Annotated in this window: 21 protein-coding genes; 11 read left to right on the forward strand and 10 right to left on the reverse strand. The window is 63.2% G+C overall.

Annotation, left to right across the window (positions count from 1 at the left end; translation table 11 throughout):
• Positions 1 to 77 precede the first annotated feature (77 nt).
• From C7A17_RS04665 to C7A17_RS04675, 3 genes are all read left to right on the forward strand, one after another.
• The gene (locus tag C7A17_RS04665) at positions 78 to 1,526 is read left to right on the forward strand and encodes an APC family permease (protein ID WP_106736921.1); all 1,449 of its coding nucleotides are present in this window, start codon (positions 78 to 80) and stop codon (positions 1,524 to 1,526) included.
• 99 nt (positions 1,527 to 1,625) lie between these two features.
• Entirely contained in the window at positions 1,626 to 1,922 is a 297-nt protein-coding gene (locus tag C7A17_RS04670) for a winged helix-turn-helix domain-containing protein (RefSeq protein ID WP_106736922.1), read from the forward strand.
• Between the two features lie 31 nt (positions 1,923 to 1,953).
• Complete coding sequence (locus tag C7A17_RS04675; RefSeq protein ID WP_106736923.1) at positions 1,954 to 3,783, forward strand: SLC13 family permease; 1,830 nt, start codon at positions 1,954 to 1,956, stop codon at positions 3,781 to 3,783.
• Positions 3,784 to 3,789: 6 nt separating this feature from the next.
• Here the strand turns inward: C7A17_RS04675 and C7A17_RS04680 are convergent, their stop codons facing one another.
• On the reverse strand, positions 3,790 to 4,260 hold the full coding sequence (locus tag C7A17_RS04680; RefSeq protein ID WP_106736924.1) for a bacteriohemerythrin: 471 nt from the start codon (positions 4,258 to 4,260) through the stop codon (positions 3,790 to 3,792).
• 210 nt (positions 4,261 to 4,470) lie between these two features.
• Here C7A17_RS04680 and rlmF point away from each other — a divergent pair, with 210 nt between their 5' ends.
• Complete coding sequence (gene rlmF, locus C7A17_RS04685) at positions 4,471 to 5,472, forward strand: 23S rRNA (adenine(1618)-N(6))-methyltransferase RlmF (protein ID WP_106736925.1); 1,002 nt, start codon at positions 4,471 to 4,473, stop codon at positions 5,470 to 5,472.
• Positions 5,473 to 5,565: 93 nt separating this feature from the next.
• On the opposite strand, the gene C7A17_RS04690 is transcribed toward rlmF, so the two are convergent.
• On the reverse strand, positions 5,566 to 6,810 hold the full coding sequence (locus C7A17_RS04690) for an SLC13 family permease (protein ID WP_106736926.1): 1,245 nt from the start codon (positions 6,808 to 6,810) through the stop codon (positions 5,566 to 5,568).
• A gap of 95 nt (positions 6,811 to 6,905) precedes the next feature.
• A complete protein-coding gene (locus C7A17_RS04695) occupies positions 6,906 to 7,679 on the reverse strand; it encodes a substrate-binding periplasmic protein (RefSeq protein WP_106736927.1) in 774 nt (257 codons plus the stop codon).
• Between the two features lie 288 nt (positions 7,680 to 7,967).
• Between C7A17_RS04695 and C7A17_RS04700 the strand changes: the two genes are divergently transcribed.
• Positions 7,968 to 8,756 (forward strand): substrate-binding periplasmic protein, encoded by a 789-nt coding sequence (locus C7A17_RS04700; RefSeq protein ID WP_106736928.1) that lies wholly within the window; start codon positions 7,968 to 7,970, stop codon positions 8,754 to 8,756.
• A gap of 2 nt (positions 8,757 to 8,758) precedes the next feature.
• On the opposite strand, the gene C7A17_RS04705 is transcribed toward C7A17_RS04700, so the two are convergent.
• The 6 genes from C7A17_RS04705 to sbcD form a co-directional block, all read right to left on the reverse strand.
• Positions 8,759 to 9,301: a hydrolase gene (locus C7A17_RS04705; RefSeq protein WP_106736929.1), complete on the reverse strand. Its 543-nt coding sequence runs from the start codon at positions 9,299 to 9,301 to the stop codon at positions 8,759 to 8,761.
• Positions 9,302 to 9,303: 2 nt separating this feature from the next.
• A complete protein-coding gene (locus C7A17_RS04710) occupies positions 9,304 to 12,738 on the reverse strand; it encodes an AAA family ATPase (RefSeq protein ID WP_106736930.1) in 3,435 nt (1,144 codons plus the stop codon).
• A 53-nt stretch (positions 12,739 to 12,791) separates the two neighbouring features.
• A complete protein-coding gene (locus tag C7A17_RS04715; RefSeq protein WP_106736931.1) occupies positions 12,792 to 13,151 on the reverse strand; it encodes a hypothetical protein in 360 nt (119 codons plus the stop codon).
• A gap of 93 nt (positions 13,152 to 13,244) precedes the next feature.
• Positions 13,245 to 13,850 (reverse strand): HD domain-containing protein, encoded by a 606-nt coding sequence (locus C7A17_RS04720; protein ID WP_106736932.1) that lies wholly within the window; start codon positions 13,848 to 13,850, stop codon positions 13,245 to 13,247.
• A 668-nt stretch (positions 13,851 to 14,518) separates the two neighbouring features.
• Positions 14,519 to 14,794 (reverse strand): putative quinol monooxygenase, encoded by a 276-nt coding sequence (locus tag C7A17_RS04725; RefSeq protein WP_106736933.1) that lies wholly within the window; start codon positions 14,792 to 14,794, stop codon positions 14,519 to 14,521.
• A 31-nt stretch (positions 14,795 to 14,825) separates the two neighbouring features.
• Positions 14,826 to 16,040, reverse strand: a complete 1,215-nt coding sequence (gene sbcD, locus C7A17_RS04730; protein ID WP_106736934.1) for an exonuclease subunit SbcD — start codon at positions 16,038 to 16,040, stop codon at positions 14,826 to 14,828.
• 222 nt (positions 16,041 to 16,262) lie between these two features.
• Here sbcD and C7A17_RS04735 point away from each other — a divergent pair, with 222 nt between their 5' ends.
• On the forward strand, positions 16,263 to 17,060 hold the full coding sequence (locus C7A17_RS04735; protein WP_106736935.1) for a 50S ribosomal protein L11 methyltransferase: 798 nt from the start codon (positions 16,263 to 16,265) through the stop codon (positions 17,058 to 17,060).
• 3 nt (positions 17,061 to 17,063) lie between these two features.
• Positions 17,064 to 18,413, forward strand: coding sequence for an APC family permease (locus C7A17_RS04740; RefSeq protein WP_106736936.1), 1,350 nt, complete (start codon positions 17,064 to 17,066; stop codon positions 18,411 to 18,413).
• Between the two features lie 9 nt (positions 18,414 to 18,422).
• On the opposite strand, the gene C7A17_RS04745 is transcribed toward C7A17_RS04740, so the two are convergent.
• Positions 18,423 to 18,842: an Lrp/AsnC family transcriptional regulator gene (locus tag C7A17_RS04745; protein ID WP_106736937.1), complete on the reverse strand. Its 420-nt coding sequence runs from the start codon at positions 18,840 to 18,842 to the stop codon at positions 18,423 to 18,425.
• Between the two features lie 122 nt (positions 18,843 to 18,964).
• On the opposite strand from C7A17_RS04745, the gene yjeH reads away from it, so the two are divergent.
• From yjeH to C7A17_RS04765, 4 genes are all read left to right on the forward strand, one after another.
• Entirely contained in the window at positions 18,965 to 20,218 is a 1,254-nt protein-coding gene (yjeH, locus tag C7A17_RS04750; RefSeq protein WP_106736938.1) for an L-methionine/branched-chain amino acid transporter, read from the forward strand.
• Positions 20,219 to 20,500: 282 nt separating this feature from the next.
• Positions 20,501 to 21,853, forward strand: a complete 1,353-nt coding sequence (locus C7A17_RS04755) for a TAXI family TRAP transporter solute-binding subunit (protein WP_106736939.1) — start codon at positions 20,501 to 20,503, stop codon at positions 21,851 to 21,853.
• 138 nt (positions 21,854 to 21,991) lie between these two features.
• Positions 21,992 to 22,999 (forward strand): nucleoid-associated protein YejK, encoded by a 1,008-nt coding sequence (yejK, locus tag C7A17_RS04760; protein ID WP_106736940.1) that lies wholly within the window; start codon positions 21,992 to 21,994, stop codon positions 22,997 to 22,999.
• 187 nt (positions 23,000 to 23,186) lie between these two features.
• Positions 23,187 to 23,507, forward strand: a complete 321-nt coding sequence (locus C7A17_RS04765; RefSeq protein WP_106736941.1) for a glutaredoxin family protein — start codon at positions 23,187 to 23,189, stop codon at positions 23,505 to 23,507.
• The last annotated feature ends 2 nt before the right edge of the window (positions 23,508 to 23,509 follow it).

Raw genomic sequence — 23,509 nt, forward strand, 5'->3', positions numbered from 1 at the left:
CGCCACTGGCGCGAACCTCTCCCGCCCACGCGCGCCCTGCCGCGGGGACAACAGAACAGACAACGGGACTAGCAAGCATGAATGACTCGACCGTTGCGCAGAGCGCAGCGAAACCCCATGCCCTCAGTGGCAACCTGGGCATCGTGCCCATCGTCATGATGGTCGTTGCCACCGCCGCCCCACTGACCGTGATGGTGGCCAACACACCGCTGATGATCGGCCTGGGAAACGGTGCCGCCGCACCTTTCGACGCCCTCGCCGCGATGCTGATCATGTTCATGTTCGCCGTCGGCTTCGTCGCCCTGTCACGCCATATCGGCAATGCCGGGGCCTTCTATGCCTGCATCCAGAAAGGCCTGGGCCGCGTGGTCGGCCTCGGTGCGGCGACCCTGGCGATGATTTCCTACTCGCTGTTCATGCTCGCCATCGGCACCTACGTCGGCTACGCCTCGAGCGAACTGCTCGACAGCCTGTTCGGCATTGCGCCTCCCTGGTGGCAACTGACCCTGGCTGCGATCGTCGTGATCGGTGTACTGGGCTATCGGCGTATCGAAATGAGCTCGAAGTTTCTCGGTGTCGCCCTGATCCTGGAAATCGCCGTGGTACTGGTGATCGACCTACTGGTCGTGGCCGACAAGGGCATAGCCGGCCTACCGCTGGAGTCCTTCCAGCCCGAACACATTCTCTCCGGCTCGCCGGGGCTGGGGATTCTGTTCGCGATCTATTCGTTCATCGGTTTCGAATCCACGGTGATCTACCGCGAGGAGGCACGAAACCCGGAGCGCACCATTCCCATCGCCACCTACACCGCCGTGTTCAGTGTCGGCATCTTCTATGTTCTGTCGATGTGGTGCGCAGTCGCCGGTATCGGTGTCGAACAGATCGTCGCCTTCGCCAACGAACACCCCGGCGACATGTACCTGCTCCTGGCCGAACAGCACCTCGGCAAAGCCTTCAGCGATGTAATCCAGGTGCTGCTGATCACCAGCCTGTTCGCCTGCATGCTGTCGCTGCACAACATCGTCGTTCGCTACCAGTACATTCTTGGCAAGTACTCGGTACTTCCGGCGCGCTGCTCACGCATCCACGAACAACACGGCTCGCCCTACATCGCCTCGCTGCTGCAGAGCGCCTTTGCCTTGGTCGGCATCCTGCTGCTGACCCTGGCCGGCCTCGATCCGGTCACGCAGATCTACGCCTGGGGCGCCACCGCCGGTACCATCGGTTACATGGTGATTCTCGCCCTGACCAGCCTGGCCGTTCTGGTCTACTTCAAGCGCAGTGGCAGCGATACCCGCCTGTGGCATACACGCATCGCCCCGCTGGGCGGCCTGATCGGCATCCTCGCCTGTCTGGCCATTGCTATCGCCAACCTGCCCATGCTGATCGGTGGCGACGATGCCGACGATATCGCCAAGCTCATGGGCCTGGGTGTCGCCTGCGCTTTTGCACTTGGCAGCATCTCGGCCCTGCTTCTGAAGGGGCGCGCCCCTGAGCGCTACCTGGCGCTACGCGAACTGGCCTGAGAACCTGACGGGCTTGTCATCCGACAAGCCCGGCTCATGGCACAACCGGTTTGCAGACGGTATTCTCCGGATTCTTCTGCACAGCCGGATACCGCCCAAATGGATGTGAGCAAGACCAAGACCAGCTTCTACCGCCGTCTCTACGTTGCCTGGCTGATCGACAGCGGCCAGGCCACCAACGTACCGGCACTGATGGAGGCGACCGGTATGCCGCGGCGTACCGCTCAGGACACGCTCACAGCGCTGGCCGATCTGGACATCGATTGCCCGTTCCAGCAGGCCGATGGCGAGCGCAACAATGCTGGGCACTACCTGATTCGCGACTGGGGCCCGATCGACAGGCAGTGGATTGCCGCCAACCTGCAGCAGATCAAGACGACGCTCGGCTATCCCTGAGATCCTTGGCCCGGTCTTTCAAGGAGCCCGCATGAACCCCGATCTGCTCTGGACGCTGGCGCTACTCGCCGGCGCCGTCACCCTCTTCATCATCGGCAAACCACGCATGGATGTGGTGGCCCTGCTGGTGCTGGTCGCCCTGCCGTTGAGTGGCGTGCTTACCGTGCAGCAGTCGCTGTCCGGTTTCAGCGACCCCAACGTGATACTGATCGCGGCGTTGTTCGTCATCGGCACCGCGCTGGTACGCACCGGCATCGCCTACCGACTCGGCGACTGGTTGGTGAAGAAGGCTGGCAGCAGCGAAACCCGGCTGCTGATCCTGCTGATGCTGGCTGCCGCCGGCCTCGGCTCGGTGATGAGTTCCACCGGCGTCGTGGCGATCTTCATTCCCGTGGTGCTCGGCGTCGCTGCGCGCCTGCGCATTTCTCCCGCACGGCTGATGATGCCGCTGGCCTTCGCCGGGTTGATCAGCGGCATGCTCACCCTGGTAGCCACCGCGCCCAACCTGGTGATTCATGCCGAGTTGCGTCGCGCCGGCCTGGAGGGCTTCGGCTTCTTCAGCATGACGCCGGTCGGGCTGGCGATCCTCGTGCTGGGTATCGGCTACATGCTGCTCACCCGCCGCTGGCTGCAGCATGGCGATGCGCAGGGCAATGCCGCCGCGCCGCGCCTGACCCTCACCGATCTGGCCCAGGCCTACAACCTCGAAGAACGCGAGCGGCGCCTGCGCCTGCAAAGTGGTTCGCCATTGGCCAACCAGCCGCTGAACGAGCTGGAGCTGCGCCGTCAGTACGGTATCAACGTGATCGCCGTGGAGCGCCAGGGCAAGTTCCGCACCCTGCTACTGATGGCCACCGGCAATACCCAACTGCAGCCCGGCGACGTGCTGCTGGTGGATCTGATCAGCCCGTCCATCGCCCTGCTGGGCATCTACCAGACCCTGGGTCTGGAGCCCATGCCGCTGCCGCATTCCTATTACAGCGTGCACGCCCATGAGCTGGGCCTTGCCGAAGTAGCGATGCCGCCGGAGTCGCAACTGATCGGCAAGACCATTCAGGAACTGGGCTTTCGCAGCCAGCACAAGCTCAACGTGGTTGGCCTGCGTCGCCACGGCCAGGCGCTGGAAGGCGTGCTGGTGGACGAACGCCTGAAAGCCTCCGATACCCTGTTGGTGGCCGGTGAGTGGAAAGCCATTCGCCGCTTGCAGGGGCTGAGCCGCGATTTCCTGGTGCTCAGCCTGCCAGCCGAAGTGGATGAAGTGGCACCGGCCGCGCGCAAGGCGCCTTATGCCCTGCTCAGTCTGGCCGTGATGATCGTGCTGATGGTCAGTGGCCTGGTCTCCAACGTGCTCGCCGCGCTGATCGCTTGCCTGCTGATGGGCGCCTTCCGTTGCATCGACCTGGACAGTGCCTACCGCTCGATCCATTGGCCAACGCTGATTCTCATCGTCGGCATGCTGCCCTTCGCCCAGGCTCTGCAGCAGACTGGCGGCATCGATCTGGCCGTGCATGGCCTGGTCGCCCTGCTCGGCGATGCCGGCCCTTACGCCATTCTCGCCAGCCTGTTCGCCGCCACCGCGCTGATCGGCCTGTTCATTTCCAATACGGCGACTGCCGTGCTGATGGGGCCGGTAGCCATCGCCACGGCGCAGACGCTGGGCGTGTCGCCCTACCCCTTTGCCTTGACGGTTGCACTGGCGGCCTCGGCAGCGTTCATGACGCCGATTTCCTCACCGGTGAACACCCTGGTGCTGGGGCCAGGCCAGTACCACTTTGGCGATTTCGTGCGAGTTGGCGTGCCCTTCACCATTCTGGTGATGATCGTCAGCGTGCTGCTGGTGCCGCTGATTTTCCCACTCTGAACAGGCTCAGGCTGCGCCGCGAAAGAAGCGGCGCCCGGCGCGGCGCAACCAGCCGCCCTCGGAAACGTCGGCGCTCAGCCGGCGCAGGTTCTGATTGACCGCCTCGACGTAATTGCGGTCGTCGCTGCGGATATGGCTGAACAACCAGCGTCCCAGCATGCCCTTGAGCTCATCGGCAATGTCCTCACCACGATTGAAGCGCTCGCGGTAATCCTCCACACGCTTGATGAACAACGCGTGCACCCGCTTGTGCGCCTTGGTGAAGATGTAACCTGCCTCTTCGATCATCGCCTCCTCGAAGGCGAAGTGCGAGACGGTGTAGTCGATCAGTTCGTCGATCACCTCCCCAGCCTGCTCCTGGCTGGCAGCACGCTGAGCGGCATCCAGCTGATTGATCATCGCGACGATGCGCTTGTGCTGATCATCGATGACCCTGATGCCGGTATCGAGGTCGTCGCTCCAGTCCAGGTATGCCATGATGCCTCCTTGCTGCTGATCGATGGGGCGCGCAGTCTACGAGCACAGGCGAGCGAACCCCATTGACCTGGATCAACACAAGGCCCCCTGATTTATGGCCACTGGCCAGGTTTCGCTAAGCGCCACACAGATCGTTCCCGCGTTGGTGTGGGTTACGGTCTGCAAGCAAAGCGTGGGAAAATCCCGCGTCCGACTCCGCAGATCCCCACCATGCCCCAGCCGCCAAAACGTCCACGCAAGCCAGCGCCTGCTGCCGTAAAAACAGCACCGAACAAAGGCGAGCTGCATCCGCGTAATCGTCATCAGGGGCGCTACGACTTCCCCGCGCTGATCAAGGTCAGCCCCGAGCTGGGACACTTCGTCATCACCAACCCGTACGGCAAACCCAGCATCGACTTCGCCAACCCGGCCGCGGTCAAGGTGTTCAATCGCGCGCTGCTGCGTCAGTACTACGGTATCGAGCACTGGGATATTCCTGAAGGCTATCTGTGCCCGCCAATCCCCGGCCGTGCCGATTACCTGCACAACCTCGCCGACCTGCTGGCGACCGATAATGACGGGCAGACTCCCCGTGGCGAGAACCTGCGCGCGCTGGATATCGGCGTCGGCGCCAACTGCATCTATCCGCTGATTGGTTGCTGCGAATACGGCTGGCATTTCGTCGGTGCGGACATCGCCGCCGAGGCACTGGCCTCGGCCCGCGCCATCGTGCAGAACAACGCGCAGTTGGCGGGCGCGATCGAGCTGCGCCAACAGGCCAATGCCGAGCACATCTTCCTCGGCCTGCTGCAAAGTGATGAGCGCTTCGACCTGAGCCTGTGCAATCCGCCCTTTCACACCTCTGCCGCCGAGGCCAGCAGCGGCAGCACGCGCAAATGGCGCAACCCCGGCAAGCTCGACCCCAAGCGCAAGCTACCGGTACTCAACTTTGGCGGCCAGGCGGCCGAACTCTGGTGCCCGGGGGGTGAGGCAGAATTTCTCAAGCGCATGGCCAGCGAAAGCGCGCAGGTGGCTGATCAGGTGTTGTGGTTCAGCAGCCTGGTGTCCAAGAGCAGCAATGTGCAACTGCTGCAAGGCTGGCTGGCCAAGGCCGGTGCTGTCGAGGTGAGGATTCTCGGCATGTCTCAGGGACAGAAGCAGAGCCGCCTGGTGGCCTGGACGTTCAAGGATGCGCAGCAGCGTAGTGCCTGGCGCGACAACCGTTGGCGCTGAGGCAGTCCGCAACGATCTCGTAACCGGTAGCAACGGCGGACTGTTCGCTGGCGCTCCTGAGTCCACCCTACGCTCTGAGTCCGCCCTCAGCCGTTACCAGGGCAACCAGCCGCCCAGACCAAGCCAAAGCCCCGCCACCGTCATACTCAACAACGTTACCGGCACACCGCTGCGCGCATAGTCGACGAAACCAAGGCTGACACCCTGGCGCTTCGCGCCTTCGGCAACGATCAGGTTGACCACGCTGCCGATCAGCAGCAGGTTGCCGGCCAGGGTCGACATCACCGCCAGGCCGATCAGTACCGAGTGGGACAGCTCCGGCATTAGCCCCAGCAGCAACACCACGAACGGTACGTTGCCGATCAGGTTGCCCGCCACCAGCGACGAGGCCGCCAGCGACCACACGCCCTGCGGCAGCAAACCATGCTCGGCCAGCCAGGCGGCGCCTTGCGCCAGCTGCGGCAATTGCAGCGCCGCACCGCTGACCAGGAACAGGCCGACGAACAACAGCAGCAGGTTCCAATCCACCTTGTTCACGTAGTCGCGACTGTCCACCCGGCGCGACACCATCACCAGCACCGCCACCAGCAATGCCGACAACTCGCGCGGCAAGGCCGTGGCGAACAATGCCAGCAAGGCCAGGCTGGCCAACAATGGTTTGAGGTAGCTGTGTGCGCCGTAGATGTGCTCGACTGGGGTGTCCTCCACGGCCAATGGCCTGGCCTCGCCCCAGTGGCGGTGCCATTGCAGCCAGATCACCGCATAGACGATGGCCATGGCCACCAGCGCGGGCGGCCCGGCCACGGCGACATAGCCCCAGAAATCCAGGCCCCCGGCCTGACCGATGAGAATGTTCTGCGGGTTGCCGATCAGGCTGGCAGCGGAGCCGGCATTACACGACAGCGCCAGCGCCAGCAGGAACGGCCGCGGCTCCAGCCCACGCAGATGTAGGCTGCGGCAGAGCAGCGGGGTCAGGGCGAAGGCGACGATATCGTTGACCAGAATGGCCGAGAGAAAACCGCCCAGCATCACCACACCCGCCAACAGCACCGCGGGCCGCTCGGCGTGCTCGGTCAGGTAGCGATTGAGCCAGGCGTATACACCAGAGAAGTCGAACTGCGCGGAAACCAGCATCAACGCCAGCAGCAGCAACAACGCCCCTGGGTCGAGATGATGCGCCGCGTCATTCATGCTCAGCGCGCCGCTGACCAGCAGCACGACAGCCGCGAAGCAGGCGATCCAGCTGCGGTCGATGCGCAGCCCGCGAATGCCACCGGCCGCCATGCCCACATAGGTCAGGACGAATAAACCAATGGTCAACCAGGCAGCGAAGGTCATGCGGTATCCACCCGAACGGATGTACGAAAGAAGCAGCGGACTCTAGCGATGCGAATGCATGACGGGAATAGCGCGCTGCATATTTTTATCGTCACTCAGGGTCGCGCCAGATAAGCCGCCACAAGCGCCTGGTAGACCGACGACTCTCGCTGAATTGCCACCTCGGCCCAGATGCTCTCGGCCAATGCCGGATCGCGCACCAGCAGCGCATCGGACAGCATCAGGTAATAGGGCTTTTCTTCCAGCAATTGCGGCAATTTTTCTATCTGGCGTGCCAACTGCGGATGGCCCTGCAACACGAAATCACCGCGTTGAGTCTGTAGTGCCACCGCCTCGACACGGCCATGAATGAGCATCTGCAACAGTGCCAGCGGATCACGACTGGACTCATCGACCTGCGCACCTTGCGCCAGCAGCAGATCACGAATGGAAAAACCACTGAGCGAGCCGACGCGCCCATTGAGTTGGTCGAAGCGCTGACCATCCCAGGACACGGCGCTCCCCACTCGGCGATACAGGGTGTAGCGCGAGGTATGCAGACGCCTGAGCACGTCTGGCCGGCCCTCGGCATCCGTTGGGTAATGCCCCATGCGCAGGCGCTCGGTCTTGAAACTGGCCGCGAAGGCGCCGTCGTAAAGGCCTTGCTCCAACCCTGCCAGGCAACGCTTCCAGGGCACCGAAACGTAGATGACCTGCAGCCCGAGCGACTGCTCCACCAGGCCCAGCATCGCCCTGTTGAGCCCTGAGCCGTCGGTCATCACCCAGGGAAAGGAGTCCTGATCCTCATGACAGAAGGTCAACGAGGGCTGTGCGCCGTAACAGGCAGCGCTGAACAACCAGATCAGGCAGTAATGCAGCGCTTTGTGCAAAAAACGAAACTCCCTCGCCAGAGCACAGACTGACCCGCATGCTCCCTAGGTTACCAACCGTATTCCTGTGACTAAGCATAGGCAGATTCAAGAGCGCTGGTCAGCCAGGCTCCATGGAAAGATCTTCCCCTGATTTTGCTTGCGATGTGCGTCGCATCCACAACACAGCGCCAGCCGCTAGGCTTGCAACAACCTTTTGCAACGAACCAACCGGGGCGATGACTGGGAGCGACCGGGCAAAGCGTCTAAATTGCCATCATCCTGCTGCCCTGCTGTCGAGGATCACTGATGCGCCATGGCTTGCCGATTCTGTTCATGGGCCTGCTCGTTAGCGCTGCATTGAGCGCCACGGAGAAGCCTTTACTGCGAGTCAGCGCAGGTGAATGGCCGCCATACCTGTCCGCAAAGCTCGAGCATCAGGGGCCGGTGGCGCATCTGATCCGTGACCTGTTGGCCGAGGAAGGCTACCGCGTCGAATTCAGTTTTCTACCCTGGCCACGTGCCTACGCCGAAGCGGCTGCAGGTCGCTATGACGCTACCGCAGTCTGGATGCACAAGAACGAACGTGAGGCGGAATTTGTCTTCAGCGAACCGCTGCTCGACGAGCAGTTCGTGTTCTTTCACCTCAAGAGCCAGCCGTTCGACTGGCAGCGCTTCGATGACCTCAGCGGCATGACCCTCGGCGGCGGCCTGGAATACAGCTACGGGCCGGCCTTCGATGCTTTTCTCGCCGAAGGCAAGGTGCGCATCGAACGCGTCTCCAGCGACCGACAGAACTTCGAAAAGCTGCTCAAGGAACGTGTGGTGCTCTACCCTCAGGAACGCAACGTCGGTTACGCAGCCCTGCGCAGCGAGTTCGCCAAAGAAGATGTCGAACGCATCACTCATCACCCCACGCCGCTGCTGATCAACCTCAGCTACCTGATGCTACCCAAGCGCCTGGAACAGAGCGAAGCACTGCGTGAACGCTTCAACGCCCGCCTGCAACGGTTTCGCGAGGATGGTCGCTACCAGCAATACTTCGACGATCTGCAGGCCGGCCACTACCGACTCGAACCGCAGCCAGCCACCCCATAGTTTCAGCGGATGAAATTGCGACTGACCTCGCGAAATACATCCGTGCCGGCCTGCTCCAGCCACTCGAAAGCGACCATCTCACGCGAGACGATCACCGCCCCAGCGCGCTCCATGCGGGCCAGACCCAGTGCCTTGTCGCGCGGCCGGCGCGAGCCTACGGCCTCGTCCACCACGAACACCTCGCGCCCGGCCGCCAGTAACCCCAGTACGGTTTGCAGTACGCAGACATGGGTTTCCGTGCCGCAGACGATGAACTGCCGGCGTTCACCACCCGGCAGATCGAACAACCCGGCGCCAGCGGTCGCCGAGAAGTGAATCTTTTCGCGCAGCCCCTCGGCCGGCAGCAACTCACGCAGCTCGGCGCCGGTAACGCCCAGCCCCTTGGGGTATTGCTCAGTGGCGATCACCGGCACATCGAGCCGCTGCGCCAGGCGTACCAGCCAGGTGGCCTGTTCGACCACTGCTGCACCGCCATCAATGGCTGGCAACAGCCGCTCCTGCAGATCGATCACCAGCAGGGTGGAGTCCTTCGCTTGCATCAGCATGGTCATGCTCCTTCCTTCACCGCAAAACGCGCGTCGAGCCGGCTGTAACCCAGGCCGACGCCCTTGTGCACCCGCAGTTGCACGGGAATTCGTTCCTTCATCGCCTCGACGTGACTGATCACACCGATGGTCTTGCCGCTGGCATTGAGGTTGTCCAGCGCATCCAGCGCCACTTCCAGGGTTTCGCCGTCCAGAGTGCCGAAGCCCTCGTCGAGGAACAGCGAGTCGATACTGGTCTTGTGGCTGACCAGGTCGGACAGCGCCAGAGCCAGCGCCAGGCTGACCAGAAAACTCTCACCGCCAGACAGCGTGCGGCAGTCGCGCGCCACATCGGCCTGCCAGGTGTCGCGCACCTCCAGTTCCAGTTCACCGCTGCTCTTGCGCGCCAGTTGATAGCGCCCATGCAGGCGCGTCAGTTGGCGGTTGGCCAGGTGGATAAGGTGATCGAGGGTCAGGCCCTGGGCGAACTTGCGGAACTTGGCGCCGTCGGCCGAGCCGATCAGGCCGTTGAGCTGCTGCCACAAGCGCTGCTCGCCCTCTTGCGTGGCGATCTCGAGGAACAACGCCTGCTGGCTGCTACGCCGCGCCTCGTCGGCCTGCAACTGCGCGCGCAGCTCACCCTGACGCTCGCTCAGCGTGCGCAGACGCTCCTGCACGGCCTGAATCTGTTCAGCCAACGCCTCCAGGCTCAAGGCGGTCTGCGGCTCGGCCTGCAAGCGCTGCACCTCGGCCTGAGCCGCGGCCAGCAAGGTGGTGGCCTGGGTGTGAGCACGCTCGAGGTCGGCCTTGAGCTGCATCAGCCGCTGACGTTCGTCGTCGGCCAGCACAGCAGCCTCGAATGCCGCCTGATCGGTAAAAGGACTGCTCGCCAGCGCCTGCTGCCAGGCCTGGAGACATTCAGCCTGGAGCGCCTGCAGGCGTGCCTGCAACGCGACCTGGGCCTGTTCGCTGCCAGCCAGGCCATCGCGTTCGCGCTGCGTAGCGGCCAGCCGTTCGACCGCCTCGTGCAAGGCCTGCTGTGGATTCACTGCGGGTGCCAGCTCGGCCAAATTCTGCGCGCCGGTTTCCTGCCAGCGCTGCTGCCATTGCTCGGCTTGCACCTGGGCCTCGTCCAGTTGCCGCTGCGCCTCGCGTAGGCGCTCGTGCAGTTGCTGCTCGCGTGCTTGCGCCTCCTGCCAGCCCTGCCAAGCCGCCTTCTGCTGCGCCAACCAACGCTCCCCATCGACAGGCAGCTCACTGGCGAATCCCTCCAGGCTGGCCAGCAGCTCCTGGGCCTGTTGCGTCTGCTCGACCTGCAGCTGGCTGCAGTGAGCCTGTTGCTCGGCCAAACGCGCGTGGGTGTTGTCGAGATCACGGCTCAGCAGCGCCTGCTGCCGTTCGGCCTCGGCCTGTTCACGCTCGGCTTTTTCGCGCAGCTCGCGCAGGCGCTGCCATTCGGCTTGCTGGGTTTGCAGCGCCTCCAGACGCGCTTGTAGCGCTGCCAGCTCGTGCTCGTGCTGCTGTTGCAAGCGCCCCAGCTCATTGGCTTCCTGCAGGCGGATATCATGCTCGGCCAGTTGCTGCTGCCACTGCTGATCCAGCGGCTGCAATTGCGCCTGGGCCTGGCTCTGTTGCGCTTGCACCTGCTCGATCTGCGCAGCCAGGCGAGTCAGTTCATCGCGCAGGTTGGCGCCCAGACTCTCCAGCTCGCTCAACTCGCTGCGACACTGCACCAGTGCCTGCTCGGTCGCCGAGACATTTAACGCCTGGTACTGAGTGATCGCCGGATGCTCGTGCGAGCCGCACAGCGGGCAAGCCTCACCAGGCTGCAAACGAGCGCGATGGGCTTCCAGATCCTGGATGCGCTTTTCCTGCTCCAGCAATTTTTCCTTGTCGGCGACCTGTTGCTTGAGCGCCTTGTAGCGTTCGCGCAAGGTGCTGATCTCTGCATTCTTGTCCGCCTGCCTGCGCTGCAACTCGGCCAGGCGCGGCGGCAACTCGGCGAGTTGCGTACTCAGCGCTTCACGGCTTTGCAGCAGTTGCTGCAAGCGGTCGAACACTCGGCTGCGTGCTTGCAGGCGTTGCCAGTCCTGGCGCAGGCCAGCTTCCCCTACTTCGCCCAGCAGCGCTTGCACGGCTTCCTGCTGCCGAGATTCGGCGTCACGTGCCTGCTGCACCTGCTGTTGCATGGCTGCCAGGCGCACGCCTTGTTCCTCACGCTGGCGCTGCAGCGCTGCAAGCTGCGTGCTCGACTCGCTCAAGCGCGCCTGAGCGGCCTGTAGCGCCTGCTCGCCCTGTGCCCGCTGCACGAACCGCGCGCCCCAGCCCCCGAGCAACTCGCCCAGGCGCGAATGCTGGCTGCGCTCAGTCAGCAGCGCCTGCACGTCTGCGTGCTGGTGCAGCAACTGCGCGAGCGCAACCTGCCGCTCATCACGCCAGTGCGACGCATGACGGCTGGCCTGCCACAGCGCCTGCCGCTCACGCTCGGCGCACGTCTGCATGTTCTGCCGCAGTGCGAGCAGCCCTTGCTCAGCCTGCCGAGACTCCTGCTGCGCCTGTTGCCAGGCCAGGTGCAATGGCTGCAACCGTGCAGCAGGCTCACTGGCAGCCAGGCGCTGCAGATCATCGACCGCTGCGCCCTGACGCTGCTGCACCTGTTCCAGCCCCTGCGCCGCTGCAGCCGCCTGTTGCTCGGCACGCTGCAAGGCCTCACGCCAGCGCTGCCCGGCCAGCAACGCTTGTTGCTCACTGTGTAGCGGTGCCTGGTCGAGGGCCAGACGCTCGGCTTCTGCCTGTAGCTCGGTGCGCTGCGCCTCGTCCAGCAACTCCATGCCCTGGGCACGGCTTTTCAGCAGGTTGAGAGATTGTTCGGCGGCCTTGGTGCGCTCATAGACCTGTTGGGAAATCTGCCCGTACACCTCGGTGCCGGTCAGCTCCTCCAACAACTCGGCACGCTGGTTGGCATTGGCCTCGAGAAACGCGGCGAAGCCGCCCTGGGCGAGCAGCATGGACTTGGTGAAACGCTCGAAATCCAGGCCGGTCAACTCGGCTGTCAGACTTTCCTTCTCGCGGATCTTGTCGGTGAGGATCTCGCCATCCACGATACGCGCCAGCTCCACCTTGGGCGCCTGTAGTGCACCATCAACTTTGTCGCGCGCGCGGCGCTGGCTCCAGAAGGCACGGTAGCCCTGCCCCTTCACCTCGAACTCGACCTCGGCCAGACAGTCGGCGGTATGCCGGGTCATCAGCTCGTTGCTGTTGGCCGACAGCGTGTTCATACGCGGCGTACGGTGATACAGGGCCAGGCAGATGGCATCGAGCAAGGTGGTCTTGCCCGCACCGGTCGGCCCGGTGATGGCGAACAGGCCGCTACCGGCGAAAGGCTCGGCAGCGAAGTCGATCTTCCATTCACCCTTGAGGGAATTGAGGTTCTTGAGGCGCAGGCTGAGGATTTTCATGCACAGGTCGTAAGCCGTTGAAGGCGGTCATTCTGGCATATCCAGGTAACGATTCAGTTGCGGCAATAGCCCTCACCGCTGCGCACGGTCAGGCAGTTGTGCTTGTCCAGCAGCCATTTCATGCCGGTGGCTTCACCATCGGTGGCGCTGATGCTCTCCACCACGCCGTCACGCACGAAGACGATCCGTTCGCCCTGCGCGCGCCCGACGAAACGCCGCGGGCCGTCGAGGTTGGCGATGGTCAGACGGTAATCGGCGGGCGTGCCGGTGATCTCCAGGTAGGTGCCCTCCGGCCCATTCCAGCGGCCGAGCCATTGCTCGGTGACGGAGGCATCACCACCGGAGTTGCTGGCGCACCCGCTGAGCAGCAGTGCGCCAAGAGCCAGGGACGAGGTCAAACGGATAGTTGCCATGCAGACGTCTCCGATATGAGTTGGGGTGCGAGATTCGACTCGTCAACTCGGGGCGCAGTTCATCCATAGGCCGTTGCCATACCCGCAGCAATTTCAGAGGACAGCGGCCAAGTTATGCCGCGCCTGCGCCTCATAGCGCGCCCTGAAATGATCGGTGCCGTATAGACGGGGGCGCGCCAGAAATGCCTTGAGCACGCTACGCCGCTTCATACGGTAGACGAAACCCGGCACCCAGGCGTACTCGGCGCGCACCTGAGCGTCATACTCGGCGAAGCGCTCTGGCGTGACGCCGAGGATGGCCAGGTCGATATCCACCAACAGTTGCTCATCCGCCTCGCTTGGCGTCGCGTCATGCCGGGTGGCCATGATCAGTCGCTCGACACGATCCAGTGTCGCCTGACTGGCCTGGCAACTCGCAAGTACCCGGATAGCCCAATCCGCGCTCTGGCGCTCGTTATCCTTGCCGCGCACATCGTAGATGGCGTCATGGAACCAGAGCGCGATGACCACCTCACCCGGCTGCTGCGCCAGGTGCCGCGCCTGTTCGAAATGCGCCAGGCATTCGGATAGGTGCTGCAACGAGTGATAGTGCCGCTGGGGCTCCTCGTAGGCACGGACGAGTTGGTCGAACAGGCCGGAGGGAGGCTGTAAGCCAAGATCTGACCAGGCGTGAGCCCAGGATGAGAGGAGAAGAGTCATTTAGGGATCGATAGCGGCCGTTGGGTAGGGGCGGGCTTTAGCCGTTCCCGAGCGAGCGACTTGAACCACCTGTTAGGCGTCACCCTAGAAAGATTCCAATAAGGTCTCCGTATGCCCATATAAGTGTCCCTATTATCGCCATGCTGACACCGAGCCTAGATGCACTACCGTCAATTTCTATTTGATGATCCGCTTCTAGTTCTTCTGCTGTCGGTACCAAACTGCCTCCATCAATGGTTGACTGACTTCTAAGCCAATTGGTAAGGCCCATACGTACTAAAGGTCGGAATGTGAGCAATAGTCCAGCAATAGTAAGGATCGCGCCTGAGCGTCCAAACCAATGCCATTGATGTGACCAAAAACTAGCAGTTACAGACGCTAGGACAAAAAGAAAACTGACTACAACAAGAAGTTTGACGTTTGAAAATAGTCGTTTCATTTGACGGGCTCGCTTGATGCCTACCGATTTTGGGACAAAAAGAGGACAGATTTATTTTTCAGTTGTTGAGGGTGCCAATAAATAAATCTGTTCCTTTTTCTACGACGCAGATCTACACACGTGCTTGGCCAAGGCTTTGCTGTTGTAGTCAGCCCACTGGGCTTACAGAGAGTATCTGTGACGGACATCCCCCGGATTGCATCCGGGCTACGGTGGCTATGCACTCGACCTACTCGAAAATCTCATAATGCCGCGTCACGTCGACGGTCACTTGTCCCCAGCGAGAAGCACGCACTCGCGCCTGATGTAAGGCGAAGGCCTGACGGTCGACAAACTCTTCAAAAACGTCGAAGCGTAGTGGGTTCTCGGCATTCTCGGTAACGATGAAGCTTATGCAACCGGGCTCGTCCAGCGTCAGGCGCCGATGGTTGATCAGTTCGCGACGAACCTCTTGCAAGTCCTTTTCCGGTACCAGGATGTACCCCTTCAGTGTCACTTTGGCCATAAGCGCTCCTATCGATGGATCGTCCGCGTCGCTATTGCCCCTGCACCGCCTCCAACACCTGCCGATACAACCCCTGCAAACGCTGGGCATCCTCTTCTTCCAAGACCTCCTGTTGCAGGCGGCGGGCGAATACGTCCTCCACGCTCAGCTCGTCCAACGTCTCCCGTGCTTCGCTGGCCAGGCTCGCCGCCGCGTTGCCGCGTTCGCGGCGGATACGCAGCACCTCCACGGGGAGCCCTTCGCACAGGGCGTTGATACGGCTCTGCAGGTCGCTCAGGTAGTCGTCGGAGCTGACTTGCACCTCCAACCACACAGGGCGCTCGGGCGTGCCTTGAGCCGCTATGTCGGCGATGGCGACTGCCAGTTCCTTGAGCGAGCCGCGCAGGCTGGCCATGGACTGGAATACCGGCACGGGCAGTGGCGTGATCGCTTGCAGCGCGGCATCGCCGAACTCCAGCAGCAACACTTCCTTCTGCTGACGCGCCTCGTCGAAGGACAGCGCGACGGGCGAGCCGCTGTAGCGGATATGCTCCAGGCCGCCGACCTTCTGCGGGCGGTGGATATGGCCCAGGGCGATGTAGTCGGCAGGCGGGAAGGCGCTGGTGGGAAAGGCCTCCAGGCTACCGACGTAGATCTCGCGCACCGATTCGCTGGCACTGGCACCGACGGTGGTGAGGTGGCCGGTGGCGATGATCGGCAGCGCCTGATCCAACTCGGTACGCTTGCTCAACGCCAGGTCATATAGCGCTCGGTAATGCTCGGCGATGGCCTGCTGCAGCGACTGCTGCTTGTCCTGCGCACTCTGTCCGGGCTGGCTGGCCATGACATCGCGCGGACGAATGAAGGGAATGGCACAGAGGATGGCGCCCGGCAGTCCAGCGCGATCATTCAGCACCAGCACCTGCTCGGCCAGGTCGACACCCACGCCAGGCACCACCTGAGTGCCCAATTGCGCCAGCAGGCTGCGGCTTTCACCGAGCATCGCCGGCGAGTCGTGGTTACCACCGAGCACGACCAGGGCGCAACCAGCGTCGCGTAGCTCCACCACCAATCGGTAGTACTGCTCACGGGCATAACTGGGTGGCGATCCGGTATCGAAGACATCACCAGCGATCAGCAGCACATCCACCGCCTGCTCATGAACCTGCTGCAGCAACCAGGCGCAAAAGGCCTGGTGCTCGACCTGGCGGGTTTTGCCCATGAAGTGCTGGCCCAGATGCCAGTCGGAGGTGTGCAGGATACGCATTGAAAGACTACCCAGACGGAAAACCCGCCTACAGTGCCTGCGCGCCGCCAAGGAGGCAATGCCACTGCGCAGGCACCGCGCATCACATCCGGTTACACAGCCACAGGCGTGGTGATTAAAGGCCTGAGGGGCGTTCTTGCCCGATCCTGCTGCGTTCCGCTTCGAACCTCGCCAAACCTCGTCAGTCGGAGAAAAATCGCCACCTGCGAGGAGACTCCACCGATGAGCACTTCATTCGTTCGACCACTCTCGTCACTCACGCTGCCTATCGGCTTCCTGGCCGGGCTGCTGATCAACCCAGCCCAGGCGCAGACGCTCCACCTCGATGTGCCCTACGTCCCCACGCCGGAAGCGGTCGTGGCGCACATGCTGGAGGTCGCCAATGTGGGGCCGGACGACTACCTCATCGATCTGGGGTCGGGTGATGGTCGTATCGCCATTGCCGCGGTGGAGGCGCGTGGCGCCAAGGCCGCTTATGGCATCGATCTGAATCCGGTGCGCGTCAGCGAGGCGCAGGAGAACGCCGAACAGGCCGGGGTGGCGGACAGGGTTACCTTCGAGCAGGGTGATCTGTTCGAGAAGGACATCTCCGAAGCGGACGTGCTGACCATGTACCTGCTTTCCACGGTGAACATGCGCCTGCGCCCGGTCATTCTCGACACGCTCAAACCCGGCACCCGCGTGGTGTCGCACGCCTTCGACCTAGGCGATTGGGAGCCGGATCAGGCCGATGTCATCAACGGTGCCTCGGTGTATCTGTGGATCGTACCGGCCAAGGTCGCAGGTCAGTGGACAATCGAAGCCGACGGCAAGGCCTATCAGGTCGAGCTGGAGCAACGCTTCCAACAGGTGGTCGGTAGTGTCGACGGCCAGGCCGGCGGGCTGAGCGGCCAACTGAAAGGCAGCGAGCTGCATTTCACGCTGGGTGACAAGAGGTACATCGGCGAGGTCGACGGCGACCGCATCGAAGCGATCTCGGCGGAAGGCGCGGTACCGGGCTGGGTCGCCCGCAGGAGCTGAAGCATGACGATGCTGGCGTCCTCTCAACGAGTTGGACTGTCGATCACCGATGGAGTGGCCATGCTGGTCGGCGTCGTGGTGGGTGTAGGTATCTTCGGCCTGCCGCCCCTGGTCGCGCAGCATGCCAGCAGCGCCGAACTGTACCTGGCACTGTGGCTGGCTGGCGGATTGGTGATGCTGATTGGCGCACTGTGCTACGGCGAGTTGGGCGCTGCACATCCGGATCAGGGCGGTGAGTACCATTACCTGCGCCTGGCGTGGGGCGCCCAGGTCGGCCTGTTGTTTGCCTGGGCACGTGGCACGGTGATCCAGACTGGCGCCATCGCCGTGGTCGCCTTCATCTACGGCGATTATGCCCAACGCCTGCTACCACTGGGGCCGTACGGCAGCGCCTGGCATGCAGCCTTGGTGGTGATGGCACTGACGCTGCTCAACGTACTCGGCACCCGCGAGTCGCGACGCGCTCAGGTGTTCTTTACCGTGGTGACAGTGGCAGCGCTGCTGCTGGTGATCCTAGCCGGGCTGGCGCTGGCTGAACCGCAGCCGGAAATCACGCCCGCCGCGCCAGCGAGTGGCAACCTGGCGGCGATGCTCGGCATGGGCATGGTCTTCGTGCTGCTCACCTACGGCGGCTGGAACGAGGCGGCATATCTGTCCGGCGAGCTGCGCAACCCGGCGCGTAACATGAGCCGCGTGCTGCTGTTCGGCACGGCGCTGGTGACCGGCATCTACCTGCTGGCCAATCTGGTATTCCTGGATATCTTCGGCCTGGAAGGGCTGCGTCAGTCCGATGCCGTGGCGGCGGATCTGATGAGCATCGTCGCCGGGCCGAAAGCCGAGGCCCTGCTCGCCCTGTTCGTCTGCCTGACCGCGTTGAGCACGCTGAACGCCACCATCTTCACCGGCTCGCGGGTGTACTACGCGCTGGGCCGCGACGTACCGCAACTGGCCTTTCTCGGACGCTGGAACGAGCGAGGGGCAACGCCGGTGCGCGCGCTGTTGCTGCAATGCACGATCACTCTGCCGCTGATCCTGTTCGGCGCGCTGAGCCAGAGCGGCGTGGAAACCATGGTGGCCTATACCGCCCCGGTGTTCTGGCTGTTCATGTTCCTCACCGCGCTGTCGCTAATCCGCCTGCGCCGCCTCCACCCCGGGGTGCAGCGGCCATTCAGCGTGCCGCTGTATCCGCTGACGCCGATCCTGTTCGCCCTGAGCTGCCTGGGTCTGTTCTATTCCAGCACGCTCTACGCCGGCGGCGGCGCGCTGCTCGGCTTGCTGGTGCTCGGTGCAGGCCTGCCGCTGCTGTTACTGCAGCGCCCGCAAGCCGCCGAACAGGCCGGCAGAGCCGAGTGAGGCAGCACGCTACATCGTCCAGTCCTTGACCACCACGTGGGTCTTGACCTTCTGCATGCCGGGGAACAGTTCGATGGCGCCACGCACTTCGCTCAGGCGCGTCATGCTCGGCGCCTCGATCAGCACCAGCATGTCGGTCTCGCCACTGATGCCGTTGCAGTGGCGCACCTCGGGGAAGGCGCGCATGCGCTCGACATAATCCTCACAGCGCCGCCCCTGATAGAACAACTCCAGAAACGCCCTCACGCCACTCTCACCGAGTTCCGCGACCTGGGCGTGATACCCGCGGATCACTCCACTTTCCTCCAGATGACGAATGCGCTCGCTGACGGCGGAACGTGACAGATTGATCTCACGGGCGATGTGGCTGACGGAGGTGCGCGCATCACTGCGCAGCAAGGCGAGGATCTGGCGATCGAACTTGTCCACGGGGGCTCTCGGGGTGGCAATCAGGTTGACGGAGAAACCGTCATTTCGTCGGTGAAAGCCGACGCCTTGCTCAAGGACGACGGCTTACCATGGCGGCATCTGGAAAAGCACGAGCATACCCCATGAGTCGTTTGAACAAGGAGCTGGGCCTGCTGCAAGGCATCGCCCTGCTCAGCACCTCGCTGCTCGGCACCGGCATCTTCGTGGTGCCGGCCTTGGCCGCCACCGCAGCTGGCGAGGTGTCGCTCTGGGCCTGGCTGATCCTGATCGCCCTGGTGCTACCGGTGGCCTTCACGTTCGCCCAGTTGGGCAAGCGTTTCCCTCATGCGGGCGGTGCACCGCACCTGATCGGCCGCGCCTTCGGCCTGCGCATGGAGGGCATCAGCGCGCTGCTGTTTCTTGCCGTGCTGCCGGTGGGCCTGCCGGCCGCGCTGCATATCGCCAGCGGCTTCTGGTTGGCGCTGTTCGACCTCGATGGCAGCGAGCTGCTGGCGATCCAGCTGCTCACGCTCGTCGCCATGCTGCTGCTCGGCCAACGACCGGCCAAGGCCTCGGGTGTGCTCCAGGGGCTGATCGCAGTAGCCATCGTCGCCAGCGTGGCGCTGATCTGGTGGGTCGGCGATCTGCCCCACAGCACACAACCCCTGCTGCCACCGCTCGGCGAGCAATGGCACCTGCTGCCGGCCGCGCTGGGCGTGATGTTCTGGTGCTTCGTCGGCATCGAGGCCTTCACCCACCTGGGCGAGGAATTCAAGAATCCGCAGCGCGACTTTCCGCTGGCATTGCTGCTCGGCGTGCTGCTGGCCGGCCTGGTGTACTGGGCCTGCTCGGTGGCGGTGCTGAGCTTCGCCACCTATGGCGACGTGCACAGCGACACCACCGCCCTGCCTCGTCTGTTCGAGCTGCTACTGGGCGAGAAAGCGCGCGTGCTGGTCGCGGTGCTCGGCTACCTGGCCTGCTTCGCCTCGATGAACGTTTACGTGCAGGGTTTCGCCCGGCTGATCTGGAGCCTGGCCGACGAGGGCCGCCTGCCGGCCTCGCTGGCCGTGCGCAACGGCCACGGCGTACCGGGCCGCGCCCTGATACTGGTGGTCGCCATCTGCGCGTTGTGCGCCGTGCTATCGGCCGCGCTGAACCTGTCGGTGGACGACCTGATCCGCTACGCCAACGGCAACTTCGTGCTCATCTATCTGCTCAGCATGGCCGCCGGCTGGGTGCTGCTGCGCGGTATCTGGCGCTTGCTCGCCGGGCTCAGCGCGGTGCTCTGCACACTGGTGCTGGTGATGCTCGGCAGCGACGCGCTGTATGCCGTGGCGCTGCTCGGGGCGTTGCTGTTGCTCGACCGCTTGCGCGTGATGCACAAGGCGCTGACCTAGCGAACAGCCCGTCATTGATGCCGGCTATGGGATGGTGGCGGCGTACTGCTTCGCGACGACTGCACGGATGCAGGAGGTAGAGCGACTCAGGATGTCCAAGCCGAGTACTCCCTACATGGGCGATCCACTAGTGCAACCAGCAGTCATTGGTATGACGCAGCCTGCACCTTCCCGGTAAGTAACGGTCGAAAACGGCGTAACCCAAGCGGCATCGCAGCCAAGGGGTGACCATCGTCGCTCAGGGGTTCTATCCTTGAATCGACACCGCAGAAAGGATGCCCAATGCGCCGCGTACTGAACGACCTGAAAATCATGATCCTGGCCAACCTGTGGATCGTCCCCGTGGTGGCTGGATTGGTCTGGGCCTTGTTCCAGTTCGTCCCACCACCTCCGACGATGAGTGCCAGCATGGCCACCGGCAGCCAGGGCGGCGCTTACCAGCAGTTCGCCGAGCAGCTCAGGGAAGAGCTGGCCAAGGAAGGTTTCAACCTGAAGCTGGTGCCCACCTCCGGCTCGCGTGACAACCTGCAGCAACTTCTGGCCGATGATCCCGAAGTGCAGATCGCCCTGGTGCAGAGCGGCCTCGAACGCCAGCTGAGCGAAGCCGAACGCGACCGTCTGCACAGCCTCGGCGCGATCTATCAGGAGCCTCTGTGGCTGTTCTACCGGCGTGATATCAGCCTCGACCGCATCGCCGATCTACAACCCTTGCGTCTGGCACTTGGCGGCGAAGGCAGCGGCACCCGCGCCGCCAGCGATGCCGTACTCGGTGCCAATGGCATCACCCCTGAACAGTATCCAGAGACCTGGCAGAGCATCGGCGGTGGCAAAGCCGCACGGGCCCTGATGGCTGGTGAGCTGGACGCCGGTTTCTTCGTCGGCCCGGCCGAAAACAGCCTGGTGCAGCAACTGGCGACCCACCCGCAAATCGCCCTGGCGCATTTTCGCCGCGCAGCCGCCTACGAGGCACGCCTGCCTTTCTTCACCCAGGTAAGGGTTGGCGAAGGCCTGCTCGACCTGGCCAGAAATGCGCCGGATCGCGATATCGTCACACTCTCGCCGGTGGCCACGCTGGTGGCCAACGAAGACTTCAACCCCGGCCTGGTGCCGCTGTTTCTCGCCGCCACCCGCGAAGTGATGAAGAACGGCAATCTGCTCGATGCCGCCGGCGCCTACCCCAGCGCCGAGCCGCGCACCTTCGAGTTACACAAGGACGCCGAGCATTACTACAGCAATGGTCTGCCGATCCTGCAGCGCTACCTGCCGTTTCGTATCGCCTCGCTGGCCGACCGCTACATCATCCTGCTGATCCCGCTGATCGTGGTGATGATCCCGCTGTTCAAGGCGGTCGGGCCGATCTACCAGTGGCGCATCCGTGCGCGCATCTACCGCTGGTATAAATACCTGCGCGAGATCGACCGCAAGCTGCACGCAGGCTCCTTGCCTGACGAGCTGGACAGCGAGATCCAGCGCCTGGAGAAGCTGGAGGACGAACTGGCCTCAGTGGAGGTGCCGCTGTCCTACTCCCACGAGCTGTACGAACTGCACATGCACCTGCGCTATGTGATCAACCGCCTGCGCATGCTGCAGCAGCGCCGTTCGCCGGAGCCGGAGCTGAAGCCGGAACAACGCTAGACCAGAACACGTGGGAGGTGCTTCAGCCGCGATCGTCGCCGCTGAAGCGCCTCCAACGCAGCGATGGCAGCCGAACACTCGCCCACCATCGGCTTCGGGTAAACTGCGCGTCTGTTTCAATTTGCCCACGAGAACGCCATGCCGATCCGCCACTGCATCGTCCACCTGATCGACAAGAAGCCCGATGGCAGCCCTGCCGTACTGCACGCCCGCGACAGCGAGCTGGGCAGCTCGCAGGCCATGGAAAACCTGCTGGCCGATCTCAACGAGAGCTACAACGCCAAGCAGGGAAAAGCCTGGGGTCTGTTCCACGAAGAGTCTGGCGCCTATCCGTTCAGCGGCTGGCTCAAGGCCTATCTCGATGGCGAGCAGGATTTCACCGCCTTCAGCCGCCAGGCCGTCGAACACCTGCAGAAGCTGATGGAGGAATCCAACCTGTCCACCGGTGGCCACGTGCTGCTGGCGCACTACCAGCAGGGCATGACCGACTACCTGTCCATCGCCCTGCTGCACCACAGCGAAGGCGTGGCGGTGACCGACGCGCTGGACGTGGCTCCGGCCAAGCATCTGGATCTCGGTCAGTTGCACCTGGCCGCGCGCATCAACATCAGCGAGTGGCAGAACAACAAGCAGTCCAAGCAGTACATCTCGTTCATCAAGGGCAAGAACGGCAAGAAGGTCTCCGACTACTTCCGCGACTTCATCGGCTGCCAGGAAGGCGTCGACGGCCCGGGCGAGACCCGCACCCTGCTCAAGGCCTTCAGCGATTTCGTGGAAAGCGAAGATCTGCCGGAAGACTCCGCCCGCGAGAAGACCAAGACCCTGGTCGGCTACGCCACCAGCCAGGCCAAGCTGGGCGAGCCGATCACCCTGGAAGAACTCTCTGGCTTGATCGACGAAGAGCGCCCCAAGGCCTTCTACGAGCACATTCGCAACAAGGACTACGGCATGGCCCCGGAATTTCCGGCGGACAAACGCACCCTCAGCCAGTTCCAGCGTTTCACCGGTCGCGCCGAAGGCCTGTCGATCAGCTTCGAGGCGCACCTGCTGGGCTCGAAGATCGAATACGATGAGGGCCGCGACATGCTGATCATTCGTCAACTGCCGACCCAGTTGAAGGATCAGCTCAAACGCCGTCAGGATTGAGGCATTTCGGGCGGCGATCCGCTTTAGCCCACCGAAGAAGGTGCCCGGCTTTCCTCACGACGCAGAGAGCGTTTTTGGTGGGCTGAAGCCCACCCTACGCCCCCTATGAAGCACGGGCTGATATGGCGGTATGACCTCGCGCGGTTTAGGCTGAGATGATCGCGCCACTGCACAAGGACGTGAAACGATGAAGACAATCCTGCTGATCCTGGCCGCCCTGGCCCTGTTCCAGCACTGGGACAAGATCGAGCGCTGGATCGATCCGCCGCAGGCCGGCAATGTCAGCGGTGAAGTGGTGCTCTACGCCACCCAGTGGTGCGGCTATTGCGCCAAGACGCGCGAGTTGTTCGCCAAGGACGGCATCGCCTATCGCGAAGTGAATATCGAGACCGATGCCGCCGGCCGCAGCCAGTATCAGGCCCTGGGCGGGCGCGGCGTACCGGTGATCGATATGCGTGGCCAGGTCATCCACGGCTACGACGTGCGTGCCATTCGAGCGGCCTACTGACG

The organism is Pseudomonas mendocina, from assembly GCF_003008615.1.
In the GTDB taxonomy this organism is placed as follows: Bacteria; Pseudomonadota; Gammaproteobacteria; order Pseudomonadales; family Pseudomonadaceae; genus Aquipseudomonas; species Aquipseudomonas mendocina_C.

Excerpts from the sequence above, each read along its gene's own strand:
- C7A17_RS04740 (WP_106736936.1), top strand. The coding sequence starts at position 17,064 with ATGACGATGCTGGCGTCCTCTCAACGAGTTGGACTGTCGATCACCGAT.
- yjeH (WP_106736938.1), top strand. The coding sequence starts at position 18,965 with ATGAGTCGTTTGAACAAGGAGCTGGGCCTGCTGCAAGGCATCGCCCTG.
- C7A17_RS04675 (WP_106736923.1), top strand. The coding sequence starts at position 1,954 with ATGAACCCCGATCTGCTCTGGACGCTGGCGCTACTCGCCGGCGCCGTC.
- C7A17_RS04680 (WP_106736924.1), bottom strand. The coding sequence starts at position 4,260 with ATGGCATACCTGGACTGGAGCGACGACCTCGATACCGGCATCAGGGTC.
- sbcD (WP_106736934.1), bottom strand. The coding sequence starts at position 16,040 with ATGCGTATCCTGCACACCTCCGACTGGCATCTGGGCCAGCACTTCATG.
- C7A17_RS04705 (WP_106736929.1), bottom strand. The coding sequence starts at position 9,301 with ATGCTGATGCAAGCGAAGGACTCCACCCTGCTGGTGATCGATCTGCAG.
- yejK (WP_106736940.1), top strand. The coding sequence starts at position 21,992 with ATGCCGATCCGCCACTGCATCGTCCACCTGATCGACAAGAAGCCCGAT.
- C7A17_RS04670 (WP_106736922.1), top strand. The coding sequence starts at position 1,626 with ATGGATGTGAGCAAGACCAAGACCAGCTTCTACCGCCGTCTCTACGTT.
- C7A17_RS04715 (WP_106736931.1), bottom strand. The coding sequence starts at position 13,151 with ATGGCAACTATCCGTTTGACCTCGTCCCTGGCTCTTGGCGCACTGCTG.
- rlmF (WP_106736925.1), top strand. The coding sequence starts at position 4,471 with ATGCCCCAGCCGCCAAAACGTCCACGCAAGCCAGCGCCTGCTGCCGTA.
- C7A17_RS04665 (WP_106736921.1), top strand. The coding sequence starts at position 78 with ATGAATGACTCGACCGTTGCGCAGAGCGCAGCGAAACCCCATGCCCTC.
- C7A17_RS04700 (WP_106736928.1), top strand. The coding sequence starts at position 7,968 with ATGCGCCATGGCTTGCCGATTCTGTTCATGGGCCTGCTCGTTAGCGCT.
- C7A17_RS04765 (WP_106736941.1), top strand. The coding sequence starts at position 23,187 with ATGAAGACAATCCTGCTGATCCTGGCCGCCCTGGCCCTGTTCCAGCAC.
- C7A17_RS04710 (WP_106736930.1), bottom strand. The coding sequence starts at position 12,738 with ATGAAAATCCTCAGCCTGCGCCTCAAGAACCTCAATTCCCTCAAGGGT.
- C7A17_RS04735 (WP_106736935.1), top strand. The coding sequence starts at position 16,263 with ATGAGCACTTCATTCGTTCGACCACTCTCGTCACTCACGCTGCCTATC.
- C7A17_RS04755 (WP_106736939.1), top strand. The coding sequence starts at position 20,501 with ATGCGCCGCGTACTGAACGACCTGAAAATCATGATCCTGGCCAACCTG.
- C7A17_RS04720 (WP_106736932.1), bottom strand. The coding sequence starts at position 13,850 with ATGACTCTTCTCCTCTCATCCTGGGCTCACGCCTGGTCAGATCTTGGC.
- C7A17_RS04690 (WP_106736926.1), bottom strand. The coding sequence starts at position 6,810 with ATGACCTTCGCTGCCTGGTTGACCATTGGTTTATTCGTCCTGACCTAT.
- C7A17_RS04725 (WP_106736933.1), bottom strand. The coding sequence starts at position 14,794 with ATGGCCAAAGTGACACTGAAGGGGTACATCCTGGTACCGGAAAAGGAC.